This is a genomic window from Candidatus Desulfolinea nitratireducens (genome assembly GCF_982879505.1).
This window is the reverse complement of sequence record NZ_CEYOSI010000019.1, coordinates 1-12,552: the sequence shown is the minus strand read 5'-3', so window position 1 is coordinate 12,552 and position 12,552 is coordinate 1. Positions and strand designations below refer to the sequence as shown.

Genomic DNA, 12,552 nt, shown 5'->3' with positions numbered 1-12,552 from the left:
TTAATCTTTTAAGGCTGCGAGGCCTTCACTCGTAATTTTGTAGCCGTCCCGCAAAATACCTGCTTTTATCACAAGCTTAAGTTTAAGCAAACGCTTTGCGATTCGATTTGTGAAGGTTGGGGCCAAGGGAGTTAGCGGTTGACCGAAACCCTTCACTATATGTACATATGTTTTTCTGTGCCCATCGGCCAGGATTTGTAACAATTGGAATTCATCACCTGAAAGTTTCATGATTCAGCTCTTTGAAAAGCATCCTGCTGTTTGGGAAATCCACTTGGAAACCCTAAAGCCATCTGCACGCATCCCGTATACATGCTTGAAGTTGTTTGGGTTGAATGTGATAATTGATTCTACGATATTAATGCGCCCAAGGTCGTAAAAAATAATATCGTTTCAAAAGTTTTTCTAACACTTCGCTCTCTTCGGAATTTATATCAGTGAATTCGAAACCAATTGCATAACCGGGAGGGTTTTCATTGACCATAATACACCGAGCAACTTTTGCGCTGACGCGTAATTCTTTTGCCCTCACGCCTGGCAAGTCATTTGGCAGCTCTATGGACAACGAAACTATTGTGCCTTCTTCCAATTTTTTACTCCCGTTAATTTGGGCCCCGTTCATCGTCAGGTCACGCAAATATCCCAATAATTTTCCCTTCTTTGAGTCATAAACCAGTGTAAATTCGACAACAAGTTCGCGAGCTTCTTTCCTACGATTCCCATGCTTACTCATAGTATTCTCCTGCCTGCCAATTCGAATCTGATGTTTACCATACATTCATTATAGCAAAATTTCTCTTTAGCTCAACGCTGAAATAATCCTGAACACCTGATACAATTGCGACCGAATAAATCATTGCTTAGTGAAGAGTGAACTATGTCGATAATCAAAAAACTGAAAGCCCGAATGCCCTCCAAGCTGCGCGACCAATTGCGCGTCTACGCCTATAGAGCCGAAACTGCCGCGCGCCGTCCGCGCTTTTCGGAGATTGATGCACCTGAAAATGGCTGGCCGATCCTGTTGGGGATTTCCTTCCCCAAAAGTGGCACGCACCTGCTCAACCAGATCTTGCTCGGATTTTCCGAGTTTACGCCCTTTGCCCATCATATCCCGGTCAGTTTTGCAGCTTATGATGGGGATACTGGACGCAAGCGCAGTGTGGATGAAGCCCTTGCCTATCTGAAATCCCTGCGTCCATTGGACGTGTCCGCCGCACATCTTTTGGCCTGGCCGCCGGTTGTTGAGAGAGTCTCGACCCCGGATTTTATCCCATTTTTCATCTACCGCGACCCGCGCGACGTCGTCGTCTCGCACGTTTTTTATATCGCCGAAATGTTACCCGATCACCATCATCATCGATATTATGCTGAAGAACTGCACAGCTTTGATGAACGGCTTACAGTCAGCATCCTCGGCCTCCCCGACGCCGGAGTGGAATTCCCAAATATCGCCGAACGTTTTTCCTTCTATACCGATTGGCTTGATCGCCCCGAAGTATTGGCCCTCCATTTTGAAGATTTTATCAACGACCGTAGGGCCACCCTGGCCAAAGTCTACGATCACGTTTCCATGCGGGTCCCGAATTTGCCTATCGAGCGAGAGGATGCTCTTGATATTCTTGAAGCAAGTATCAATCCCAAGAAATCGCCAACCTTTCGCTCTGGGAAAACTGGTGAATGGAAAAAATACTTCACGGATGAGCATAAACGCATCTTCAAGGATGTCGCCGGGGATTTGCTGGTTCGCCTGGGGTATGAAAAAGACGGTGATTGGTAAAGACGATTCATTGATTTAGCGAATTAATAAAATGATTTGCTGAATTGCCGAATCACTTATTCAAATGAATTGCTCCGTCGTAATCCGTGCTTATAACGAGGCCCAACATATTGGTCGTCTGCTGGAGGGGATTCGCCAACAGAATCTCGGTGATGTTGAGGTCATCCTGGTTGACTCTGGCTCTACAGATGAAACTGTCTCCATAGCCGAGAGTTATGGTGCGAAGATCGTCCACATCACTCCTGAAGAATTCACCTTTGGGCGTTCGCTCAATTTCGGCGTCAGAGCCGCCAGCGGCGAATTCATCATCAATATCAGTGCGCATTGTTACCCGGTCTATCCAGATTGGCTGGAACAGCTCTTAAAACCCTTCAACGATGAAAATCTCGCTGTTAGTTATGGCAAACAACGTGGCGGCATAACCAATCAATACTCTGAGCATCAATTCTTTCGTCAATATTTTCCTGACCTTTCCCAACCCCGGCAGGGACATCCCTACTCGCATAACGCCAATGCTGCCATCCGCCGCGTACTTTGGGAGCAACATGCCTATAACGAGCAGTTGACCGGTCTCGAAGATTTGGCCTGGAGCAGTTGGGCGATGGAGAAGGGATATGGGATTGCCTACACTGCCGAAGCGGAGATTATCCATCTCCATGACGAAAAGCCAGCCCAAGTTCAGAATCGCTATCGCCGCGAAGCGATCGCGATGAAGCAGATCCTGCCGACAAGTACCTTTTCACTATGGAACTTTTTGCGTCTCTGCTTGAGCAGCACTTATTCCGATTTATTACAGGCAAAGCGTGACAGGGTGTTGAATGAGCATTGGAAAAGTATTTTCTGGTTCCGCTTTATGCAATATTGGGGAACGTATCAGGGCTATAATTATTCAGGCAGGATCGATTCTCAGCTTCACCAGGCTTTTTACTACCCACCAGGAATCCTTTCTGAGAAAACGCCAGCCCCGCGTTCCATTGAGCCGATTCGATATAAACAATAAAAATGACTAAAATAGCCGCCCTTGTCCCCATGAGACACCACTCCCAGCGCGTGCCGGGTAAAAATTATCGTATTCTTGCTGGAAAGCCCCTTTTTCATCATATCATCGAAACCTTACTCGCTGTTCCCGAAATCGATGTGGTCGTTGTGGACACTGATTCAGAGCCAATTATGGCGGGTTTGCGAGAGCATTTCCCTTCCGTGAAGGTTATCAACCGCCCGGAAGAACTTCGTGCCGTTGACCGCCCGATGAACGATATCCTGCTCCATGACACGGAGCTTGTAAAAGCAGATTTTTATTTGCAATCACACAGCACCAATCCACTTTTACGTGCTGAAACAGTATCCCATGCAATTAAGACCTTCCTCGAAGCATATCCTGAAAAAGACTCATTATTCTCGGTAACGCGGTGGCAAACTCGACTGTACGATCATCACGGTGTAGCTCTCAATCACAACCCACAGGAACTCATCCAGACGCAGGATTTAACGCCCGTCTACGAGGAAAATTCCTGTATTTATCTTTTTAACCGTAAAAATCTTTTGCAGCATAATCACCGTATCGGTCCCAATCCGATTATGTTTGAAATCCCTGTATTTGAAGCGGTAGATATTGACGAAGAATCCAATTTTAAAATTGCAGATATTTTGATGAGACAACGCAATGAGCATAAAAAGTGAAATAAATATTAATGAGAAAGTAATTTCATTGTATGAAAAGTTGTTTTCTCACAAATGGGCCATTCCAGTATTTCTTCTCGGAGTTTCTGTGACTGCTTTTGGCTTGTTGATTCCGAATCTGGGATATTATATGGATGATTGGCATCATGTTTACTACTCTTATATTCTCGGATCTGATGGATTAAGGGATATGCTTTTAATTGGTAGTAATCGTCCTTATGCAGCTTGGTTTTATGATTCTATATTTAATTTATTTGGTTATAAGCCGCTGGGCTGGCATATCGTTGCGCTTGTTTTGAGATGGGCAACAGTTGTGATTTTTTGGCTTATTTTTGGCTCACTTTGGGGGAAATTTCAAAGACAAAATGTATATATATCATTGCTCTTTTTGGTTTATCCCTATTTCATGTTGCAACCAATGGCAGTAGCCTATTCTCTTCATTGGATGGGGTTCTTCCTATACGCATTATCACTCTGGCTTATGGTGATTGCCGAAAAAAAGAGAGGATATTTTGGGGCGGTTTTCGTCCTCATAGCTCTTGTTGCTGAATGGTCCCATTTAGTTTCAAGTGAATATTTTTCTGGTCTGGAGCTTTTACGCCCTTTGATACTTTGGATATTATTGTATCGCAAAGAAAAAAATATTCTACGCAGAACGAGGAATGTGTTTTGGAAATGGCTTCCATTTCTTCTTGTTCTTGCGGTTTATATATATTGGCGTTTTTTCTTGTTAGCCCTACCGGGTGGAGATCGAAACACTCCTGTAATGCTGCTTCAATTTTTTTCTGAGCCTTTGCAAATATTTGCCAGCCTATTCAACACGATGATTCAAGATGCTGCTATTGTGATGTTTAATGGTTGGCATAATGTTGTAGCTGCAAAAGTATTAAATTTAACGAACCTTTTTAACCGTTATGTTTTATTGGTTATCACGTTTAGCTTTATTTTTGTTTTTATTTGGTTGAAAAACACATATGGTTTAAGAAAAGAAAATATTGTTGCTCCTGAACGAAAAAGATGGCAGAAAGAAATGCTTGGAATTGGCTTAGGGATTCTGTCTTTTGGGCCACTCCCTATTTGGTTGATTGGGCAAGATATTTCTTCCCATAAAAATCAAATGGCGGCTACACGTTTTGGACTTGCTTCAATGTTGGGAGCTACTTTGATTTTGGTGGTCGTAATTGATTATTTTATTACCCAGAAAGGGAAAGCAAATATCGCAGTCGCCCTATTGGTGGCTTTATCAATAGGAGTTCATTTGAATAATGCCCATCAATACCAACGATCCTGGGAAAAACAACTTAACCTCTTCCAACAATTCACACAACGAGTTCCTGATCTAGAACCAAATACAGCGATTATTTCTGAAGGAGAAATATTGTTTTTCATGGGAGAATACCCTACCGCTTATGCATTAAATACAATATATTCCGACGAAAGGACGGGAGAAGAGTCAAACTATTGGTTTTATGCTATCTATAGTAGTTTTTATGGAGTGCTTAATCAGTTTTTTGATGGAATGATTTTAGAAGAGAACTTTCTTCTTTCTGATTTCTCAGGTAATAGCAAAGAAAGCCTTATTATTTCCTTTGAGCCAGAGCTAGAACAGTGCTTGTGGGTGCTTCGTCCTGAAGATTCTGATTTAAGGCTCATTTCAGAATTAGAGCGAAAAGCAAGCCTAATTTCCGCGATTGACCGCATCCAGATAGAAAGTAAAGCACCCCGCCTTTTACCTCCAGAGATATTCGGAAAAGAAATCCCAGAAAACTGGTGCTCATACTACCAAAAAGCCGATTTAGCGCGTCAGCGCGGAGAGTGGGCTAAAATCACATCTTTATGGGAGGATGCACAAAAATCAGATAAAAACCCGGCAAACGGTTTTGAATATATTCCCTTTATTGAAGGCTATGCTCACCAAGAAAATTGGGAGAGTGTAAAAAAAATGACAAGACATGCTAATAAGGTTTCTCAAGGCATGGCTTCAATTCTTTGTTCAACACTATACAATATAAAAGACACCACACCTTCTTCAGTAGAACGCGACAATTCACTTACTCGCCTCACGGATTATCTTCAATGCCAAGAGTGATTCTTTTGAAAAGACAATAAAATTATGACTAAAACCATCCTCCTCACCGCCCCTTATATGATCCCCTTTCTCGACCGCTTCCGGCCTGTTTTTGAAAACTACGGGCTGGATATGATCGTCCCCGATGTGGAAGAACGGATGGAAGAAGCCGACCTGCTGAATTATGCCGGAGAATTTGACGGAGCAATATGCGGGGATGACCGTTACACTGCGCGCGTGATCGAAGCATGTGCCCCGCGTCTGAAAGTTATCTCAAAGTGGGGGACAGGGATCGATTCAATCGATACCGAGGCTTGCTCCCATTATGGTGTGAAAATCGCCCGCACTCAAAATGCTTTTACTACCCCTGTTGCTGATTCGATTTTTGGCTACTTGCTAGCCTTTTCTCGTCGTCAATCCTTAATGGACAAAGCGATGAAGACTGGAGAATGGGAGAAAATCCCGGGGAAAGCCTTGAGTGAATCCACTTTAGGCGTGATTGGTGTTGGCAATATTGGCAAAGCCCTTACCCGCCGCGCAAAAGTCTTCGGAATGAAGGTTTTCGGTACTGATATTATTGAAATTGATCATGTTTTTCTAACTGAAACTGGTATTGAGCTGACTACACTTGACATCTTACTCTCCAAATCTGATTTTATTTCCATCAACTGTGATCTCAATCCCACTAGCCACCATCTTATAAATTCCGAAACCCTTGCCCAGATGAAGCCGACAGCCATCTTGATTAATACCGCGCGTGGCCCCATTGTAGACGAGAAAGCCCTGATTGCGGCTTTGCAAGCTGGAGAACTTGGCGGTGCCGCCCTCGATGTATTTGAAATTGAACCATTGCCAGAAAACAGTCCTCTGAAAAAAATGGATAATGTCATGCTTGCCCCGCATAATGCCAATTCAAGCCCGGCAGCGTGGGAGCGCGTGCATTGGAATACGATCAAAAATCTGTTGGATGGATTGGGAATTGATCCGAAGGATTTGAATAATGACAAATAAAACCCTTCTCATTACAGGAGCATCTGGCGGCATCGGCCGTGCAACCGTGCATCTCTTTGCATCAAAGGACTGGCGAGTGATCGGTGTGGATAGAGTATCTTTCGGCGAGAATTTTCCTGCTGGGGGTCTTTTTATCCAGGCCGACATCTCGCGCGGTGATGAGATGGAATCTATCTTCACACAGGCGCAGGAATTCACCGATAGTCTCGACGCGCTAGTCAATAACGCTGCATTGCAAATTGCCAAGCCGATTCTGGAGACCTCTGTCGAAGAATGGGATGCGGTCATGGCCGCCAATTTACGCTCGGTCTTTCTAGGTGTCAAATTTGCGCATCCCTTATTGAAGGCTCGGAATGGTGGGGCAGTGGTAAATGTCTCTTCCGTTCACGCCATTCAAACTTCAGCCAATATTGCCGCTTACGCCGCCAGCAAAGGCGGACTACTTGCTCTGACGCGAGCAATGGCGGTTGAATTTGCACCAGATGAAATTCGAGTTAATGCCATCCTCCCTGGGGCAGTAGATACCCAAATGCTTCGTGACGGACTGGGGCGCGGCCATGTTGGCGATGGTGACGTACAATCCCGACTTGAAAATCTCGCCCGAAAAACCGTTAGTGGCAAGGTTGGCACTCCGGAAGAAATTGCCAGCGCGATCTATTTCCTTGCTGATGGAGAACAATCATCCTTTATGACCGGCCAGGCCCTCGTTGTAGACGGTGGGGCAACAGCGAGGCTAAGCACTGAGTAAAGAGTGACGTGTGATGAGTAAAATCTACTCTCCACTTTTCACCTCTTTCATGCATCGCTTCTCACTTTTCAAAAACTATGAAAAACACCTTCAAAAAACTCACACCTTCTCCGATCTGGAATCTCGCCCGCAACATCTATATAGCTGCGCGCCAACTCCCTGACCTGCCTGCCGCTTATCTTCACCCCTGGCGACGAGAGAGTAACTCTGCACTGGGTGAATTGAAAGATAAATATCGCGGCGAACGTTGCTTCATTATTGGTAACGGTCCCAGCCTTCGACAAACCGACGTATCCAAGCTCAAAAGCGAATTCACCTTCGGGATGAACCGCGTCTATCTTGCCTTTGAAGAATGGGGTTTTCAGACCACCTTTCTCACCTCTGTTAACGATCTTGTAATTGAGCAATGTCTGGATGATTTCCTTGCTCTCGACATGCCCCGATTTTTCTCGTGGCGTTCCCATCGTTTTTTTCCTTCAACCTTTCAATCTGCAAACTTGCCAACTTTTTTGTACACCACTTACGATGGGCCGAAATTTTCCCATGATGTCCGTTACCGTGTCTGGGAAGGAGCAACTGTCACTAACGTGTGCCTGCAGCTTGCCTTCCACATGGGTTTCGAGCAGGTTGTTTTGATCGGGGTTGACCACAGCTTTACCAGCAAAGGCGAGGCAAATAAAACCATCACATCCGATGGCGACGATCCCAATCACTTCGATCCCCGCTATTTTGGGCAAGGGTTCCGCTGGCAGCTTCCTGATCTCGATATGTCCGAAATTGCTTATCGCATGGCGAAGGATTCCTACGAGAAGGATGGGCGTCAGATATTGGATGCAACTATCGGCGGCAATTTGACAGTTTTCCCTAAAGCAGATTATGACAGCCTCTTCTAAACTTTTTGGGAGCAAACTCGCCGCACGGGTGATTTTGGCTTGCTTACTGATCTTAGGCGCGATGTTGCGCTTGATAGATTTAACTGATCCCCCCCTCGACTTTCACTCAACGCGACAATTACGAAATCTTCTTGTAGCTCGTGGCATCTATTATCAAATTTCCCCTGATGCAGATCCACAACTTCGCGAACTGGCTATCTCTTTCAGCAATCGTGTCGGTGAATTTGAACCGCCAATTATTGAATCCATCGTGGCGTTGACCTATGCCTGGACGGGTGGAGAAAATATCGCCATTCCCCGTATTTTGAATACACTATTCTGGCTTCTCGCCGGGATTGCCCTTTTCGATCTTGCCCGTCGTCTAACATCGGATGAAGCTGCGTTAATTTCTCTCGCTTTTTATCTCGTCCTGCCTTTTGCAGTGCAAGCCAGTCGATCTTTCCAACCCGATCCATTGATGACTTCTCTCTTTATCCTTGGGTTATATTCGCTATATCGTTGGATCGAGGAAAAAACCTGGAGATGGACAATTTTAGCTGCCCTCCTCCTGGGGTTGGCAGCCCTTGTAAAAATTGTGATTGCCTTCCTTGTCGGGGCAATTGCCATTGTTGCGGTAATCTCTGCGCATGGGTGGAAGCGTTTTTGGAAATCTCCTCAGGTTTGGGTGATGGCATTACTGATCATCTTGCCAGCTTTCTCTTATTATATTCTTGGCTCTGGTGAGCGTTCAACAGAATACTTCATCAGCTGGACTCTGGATTTGATCCAGTTGATCTTTAGCTCAAAATTTTATCTCCAATGGATGACTTTTCTCGGCAGTTTATTTGGGCTACCTTTGGTCTATCTCAGTCTGATTGGCGTTTTACTCATGCCCCCACGGGGGCGTGCCCTCCTTATCAGCCTTTGGGTCGGTTATTTTCTCTACGGGTTGACATTGCCCTTCCAGATGTATACGCATAGTTATTATCATATTCAACTGATCCCCGTGATCGCGTTGGGGTTGGCGCCCATCGCCCAGTTGATCATTGAGCAAACCGCCCGCCAAGGACGTTTCTGGCGATATGCACTGATTTCGTTAATGCTGATCGGAGTCGCCTATCCCGCCTGGGTATCGCGGTCGATTCTCGTCGGCGAAGATTTTCGGCATGAGCCAGCATTTTGGGAGAACATTGCCGCATCCATCCCTGCTGATCGAGATACCATCGCCCTGACACAGGATTACGGCTACCGGTTGATGGCATTTGGCTGGCGAAAGGTATCACTCTGGCCGCTTTCGACCACGTTGATGAAGGTGCGCGGTGGAGGAATAGATGCGCAAAAGGAATTTGAAACACGTACTGAAAATGAAGATTATTTTCTAATCACAGCATTTGGACAATATGAAAGGCAGCCGGGCTTGCAGGAAATTCTGATAAATTATCCTATCGTGGCAGATGGCGATGGCTACCTATTATTTGATTTGCGTTAGGATCTGATGGCTGGAATAAAAGTATTTACCCGGCAATTTTTTGAGGATGCCAAACTCTTTTTCGAAGCCCTTCTTCCGAAAAAGATGCTCTGGCCGCGTGCTGCGCTCCTTTTTGCGATCACCCTTGCGGCGGCAATTTATCGATATTCAGATATTGGAAATAATGTCACCTACGATGAGGCCTATACCTATCTTGCCTTTATTCGGGGCAGTTTTTGGCAAACGGCAACTGATTATCATCTTCCGAACAACCATATTTTTTTGAGTTTAATTCTTAATCTTACCTTCCGCATATTTGGAGGGGAACTTTGGGTTTTAAGAATGCCGACATACCTTGCTGGTTTATTAATGATTCCTGCAAGTTACGTATTGGGAAAAAATCTCTACAGCTCTTCTACAGGAATGCTTTCGGCAGTTGCGGTTGCCGTCTTCCCTGAATTAATTCAATTTTCCTCGGTTTTTCGCGGCTATATTATTGTGGCATTATTAACCCTTCTAGGACTGATTCTAGGTGATAAGTTGCGCCGAGAGAAAAATCGCTTTGGTTGGGCCGTCTTGATTATACTCTTCACATTGGGACTATATACCATCCCAACGATGCTATTCCCATTTACTATTCTTTATTATTGGCTTCTTTTTTCTGTTTTTGTAAATGATTTTGGAAGCAGCTATGAGTCAAAACAGGACTTTTTGAGTTATTGGTTTTCTAGTGGCATTTTGACGGGACTGGCTACATTCGTGCTCTATTCGCCAATATTGCTTTTCAGTCGGAATGATCTTTTTAACCACCATTGGTTGATTCCCGTCCCTTGGGACGTTCTGCCGAATCGGATGTGGGGAAAGTTTCTCAATACCTGGGCCGAATGGACAGCGCCAATTCCAGAATTGTTAGTTTGGCTCGGAATTGTGGGCATAATTATAAGTTTTATTTTTCATAGGAAATTTGCCAAACATAAAATTCCTTTACATATTGTATTTGTTGTGGGAATCTCAACCATGATCTTGATCCAACGCCCCAATGCATGGCCCCGTGTATGGTCTTTTACTATTGCACCCATCCTAGTGTGGGTGGCAGCAGGCATTATTTTTCCCCTCAGCAATTTCAAAATCCGCGCTTGGTTTCTTGATTGGATTGTGATTGGTATCGCATTTATCATATTGCTTTGGGGTGCCGCACAGCACATCCCAAATTTATCCACCTACCCTGTCGAAAAAAGTAAGGCAGAAATGACTGCCTCTTATCTACAAACAGAACTTCACGAGAATGATATGATATTAATGGATGGTTCTTATGCACCCTTTCTCGAATATCAAATGCTTATTCAAGGTGATTTCTCAAAAAACTTCATCCGAGATTATAATTTTGAGCGCGTCTTGCTGATTGTCGTGACTAAAAACGGAGAGTCTCTCGATACTGTTTGGAAAAAATTCGGAGAGAAATATAAACTTGATTTTTCCACTCTCAAAATTCTGCGTTACTTTGGAAATTATGAAGTTTATGAGGTCTTCCCCCTGCAATGAGCTCACCTGTGATCTCCATCATCACCCCCTCTTATAACCAGGCTGCTTATCTTGAGCAGACCATACGCTCGGTTCTGGAGCAGGATTATCCTCAGACCGAGTATATGGTTGTGGACGGGGAATCGACTGACGGTAGTGTGGACATCATCCGAAAATATGATGGGCGTTTGGCGTGGTGGGTTTCCGAAGCGGATTCGGGGCAAGCTGATGCCATTAACAAGGGCCTCGCCCGCGCTAGTGGGGAAATCGTCGCCTGGCTCAACTCAGACGATTATTACCTCCCCAAAACGATCCCCGCTGTGATGGATCTCTTTGCTAAACACCCCGAAGCGGGGTTGATCTATGGGAATGTCCTCTCGGTTGATGGAGAAGGAAATCCGATCAACATCCAACGTTTTCAACCCTACACACTGGATGATATGATGGCATTCAAGATCATCAGTCAGCCTGCGGTTTTTATGCGTCGCAGCATTCTGGAAAAAGCGGGCTATCTCGATCCCAGCTATCACTTTCTTCTCGACCATCATCTCTGGTTGCGGATGGTACAACTCGCCCCTTTTGTCTACTCTCCGCAAATCCTGGCAGCAGCGCGTTATCATGATGATGCAAAAAACATCTCACATGCCGAGCAATTTGGCGGTGAGGCCTTTAAAATCCTCGAGTGGATGGAAGCACAACCTGCGCTGGCCGGGCGACTTCTAGAGAATAAGCCGGAAATTATGGCAGGTGCACATCATCTCAATGCCTTCTATCTGGTCGAAGCTGGTAAAATGCGGGCTGGATTGATCGCTTATTATCATGCCTACAGGCATCATCCGCGAACTGTGTACAAGGCCTGGAAGAGAATCATTTACGCGTTCTTCAGCCTGATAGGTTTGGGGCGTGTTCGTGAAATTTATCTTCGTTTTAAGCAGAACTCTTTGAAAAAAGAGACACGCGAATAAAAGTACCATGAGAAAGAAGTAAAGCTCTGTGAAGCAAAACAACTCTGTTTTTTCCATCAAAATCTATTGGCTCTTTGTGATCCTTATCTTTCTGGGAAGCATTTGGATTCGCCTGGTTGATATCAATGATCTTCCCCTCGATTTCCACCCAACACGGCAACTATTCTCTGCCTTGAAGGCGCGCGGCATGTATTATCAAGATTTGGTAGATATCCCCGAATGGCAAAAAGATATGGCTGTGCATCAATGGAAATCACAGCATACGCTTGAACCAGAGATTACTGAATGGCTGGCAGTTACCGCGTATCGTCAGGCTGGAATTGCAGATCTGGCTCTCCCGCGTATTTACAGCGTGATTTTCTGGGTGATTGGCGGCCTCTTTTTATTTTTCGCAGCGAGGCGTTTGGTCTCACCTGATGGGGCCTTGTTGACCGCATCTTTC

13 protein-coding genes are annotated in these 12,552 nt (G+C 45.0%); 11 read left to right on the top strand and 2 right to left on the bottom strand.

Annotation, left to right across the window (positions count from 1 at the left end; translation table 11 throughout):
* Positions 1-231 (bottom strand): hypothetical protein, encoded by a 231-nt coding sequence (locus AC3DOM_RS03010; RefSeq protein ID WP_487917545.1) that lies wholly within the window; start codon positions 229-231, stop codon positions 1-3.
* Positions 232-358: 127 nt separating this feature from the next.
* A complete protein-coding gene (locus AC3DOM_RS03005) occupies positions 359-733 on the bottom strand; it encodes a PilZ domain-containing protein (protein ID WP_487917544.1) in 375 nt (124 codons plus the stop codon).
* 144 nt (positions 734-877) lie between these two features.
* Here AC3DOM_RS03005 and AC3DOM_RS03000 point away from each other — a divergent pair, with 144 nt between their 5' ends.
* The 11 genes from AC3DOM_RS03000 to AC3DOM_RS02950 all read left to right on the top strand — a co-directional run.
* A complete protein-coding gene (locus AC3DOM_RS03000; protein ID WP_487917543.1) occupies positions 878-1,777 on the top strand; it encodes a sulfotransferase domain-containing protein in 900 nt (299 codons plus the stop codon).
* Positions 1,778-1,841: 64 nt separating this feature from the next.
* Positions 1,842-2,777: a glycosyltransferase family 2 protein gene (locus AC3DOM_RS02995; protein ID WP_487917542.1), complete on the top strand. Its 936-nt coding sequence runs from the start codon at positions 1,842-1,844 to the stop codon at positions 2,775-2,777.
* A 2-nt stretch (positions 2,778-2,779) separates the two neighbouring features.
* Positions 2,780-3,457 (top strand): acylneuraminate cytidylyltransferase family protein, encoded by a 678-nt coding sequence (locus tag AC3DOM_RS02990; protein WP_487917541.1) that lies wholly within the window; start codon positions 2,780-2,782, stop codon positions 3,455-3,457.
* Entirely contained in the window at positions 3,441-5,546 is a 2,106-nt protein-coding gene (locus AC3DOM_RS02985; protein WP_487917540.1) for a hypothetical protein, read from the top strand. The genes AC3DOM_RS02990 and AC3DOM_RS02985 overlap by 17 nt, the downstream gene beginning before the upstream one ends.
* Before the next feature lie 24 nt (positions 5,547-5,570).
* A complete protein-coding gene (locus AC3DOM_RS02980) occupies positions 5,571-6,536 on the top strand; it encodes a phosphoglycerate dehydrogenase (RefSeq protein WP_487917539.1) in 966 nt (321 codons plus the stop codon).
* Complete coding sequence (locus AC3DOM_RS02975) at positions 6,526-7,284, top strand: SDR family NAD(P)-dependent oxidoreductase (protein WP_487917538.1); 759 nt, start codon at positions 6,526-6,528, stop codon at positions 7,282-7,284. Before AC3DOM_RS02980 ends, AC3DOM_RS02975 begins: the two co-directional genes overlap by 11 nt.
* A gap of 77 nt (positions 7,285-7,361) precedes the next feature.
* On the top strand, positions 7,362-8,177 hold the full coding sequence (locus AC3DOM_RS02970; RefSeq protein ID WP_487917537.1) for a 6-hydroxymethylpterin diphosphokinase MptE-like protein: 816 nt from the start codon (positions 7,362-7,364) through the stop codon (positions 8,175-8,177).
* The gene (locus AC3DOM_RS02965; protein ID WP_487917536.1) at positions 8,161-9,645 is read left to right on the top strand and encodes an ArnT family glycosyltransferase; all 1,485 of its coding nucleotides are present in this window, start codon (positions 8,161-8,163) and stop codon (positions 9,643-9,645) included. Before AC3DOM_RS02970 ends, AC3DOM_RS02965 begins: the two co-directional genes overlap by 17 nt.
* 261 nt (positions 9,646-9,906) lie before the next feature.
* The gene (locus AC3DOM_RS02960) at positions 9,907-11,166 is read left to right on the top strand and encodes a glycosyltransferase family 39 protein (protein ID WP_487917535.1); all 1,260 of its coding nucleotides are present in this window, start codon (positions 9,907-9,909) and stop codon (positions 11,164-11,166) included.
* Entirely contained in the window at positions 11,163-12,110 is a 948-nt protein-coding gene (locus AC3DOM_RS02955; RefSeq protein WP_487917534.1) for a glycosyltransferase family 2 protein, read from the top strand. Before AC3DOM_RS02960 ends, AC3DOM_RS02955 begins: the two co-directional genes overlap by 4 nt.
* A 28-nt stretch (positions 12,111-12,138) precedes the next feature.
* Positions 12,139-12,552, top strand: a 414-nt coding sequence (locus AC3DOM_RS02950; RefSeq protein WP_487917533.1) for a hypothetical protein, incomplete at its 3' end; no start/stop codon positions are given.

What these genes read in the sequence shown, in the direction of transcription:
- AC3DOM_RS03010 (WP_487917545.1), bottom strand. Translation starts at nt 231, where the DNA reads ATGAAACTTTCAGGTGATGAATTCCAATTGTTACAAATCCTGGCCGAT.
- AC3DOM_RS03005 (WP_487917544.1), bottom strand. Translation starts at nt 733, where the DNA reads ATGAGTAAGCATGGGAATCGTAGGAAAGAAGCTCGCGAACTTGTTGTC.
- AC3DOM_RS03000 (WP_487917543.1), top strand. Translation starts at nt 878, where the DNA reads ATGTCGATAATCAAAAAACTGAAAGCCCGAATGCCCTCCAAGCTGCGC.
- AC3DOM_RS02995 (WP_487917542.1), top strand. Translation starts at nt 1,842, where the DNA reads ATGAATTGCTCCGTCGTAATCCGTGCTTATAACGAGGCCCAACATATT.
- AC3DOM_RS02990 (WP_487917541.1), top strand. Translation starts at nt 2,780, where the DNA reads ATGACTAAAATAGCCGCCCTTGTCCCCATGAGACACCACTCCCAGCGC.
- AC3DOM_RS02985 (WP_487917540.1), top strand. Translation starts at nt 3,441, where the DNA reads ATGAGCATAAAAAGTGAAATAAATATTAATGAGAAAGTAATTTCATTG.
- AC3DOM_RS02980 (WP_487917539.1), top strand. Translation starts at nt 5,571, where the DNA reads ATGACTAAAACCATCCTCCTCACCGCCCCTTATATGATCCCCTTTCTC.
- AC3DOM_RS02975 (WP_487917538.1), top strand. Translation starts at nt 6,526, where the DNA reads ATGACAAATAAAACCCTTCTCATTACAGGAGCATCTGGCGGCATCGGC.
- AC3DOM_RS02970 (WP_487917537.1), top strand. Translation starts at nt 7,362, where the DNA reads ATGAAAAACACCTTCAAAAAACTCACACCTTCTCCGATCTGGAATCTC.
- AC3DOM_RS02965 (WP_487917536.1), top strand. Translation starts at nt 8,161, where the DNA reads ATGACAGCCTCTTCTAAACTTTTTGGGAGCAAACTCGCCGCACGGGTG.
- AC3DOM_RS02955 (WP_487917534.1), top strand. Translation starts at nt 11,163, where the DNA reads ATGAGCTCACCTGTGATCTCCATCATCACCCCCTCTTATAACCAGGCT.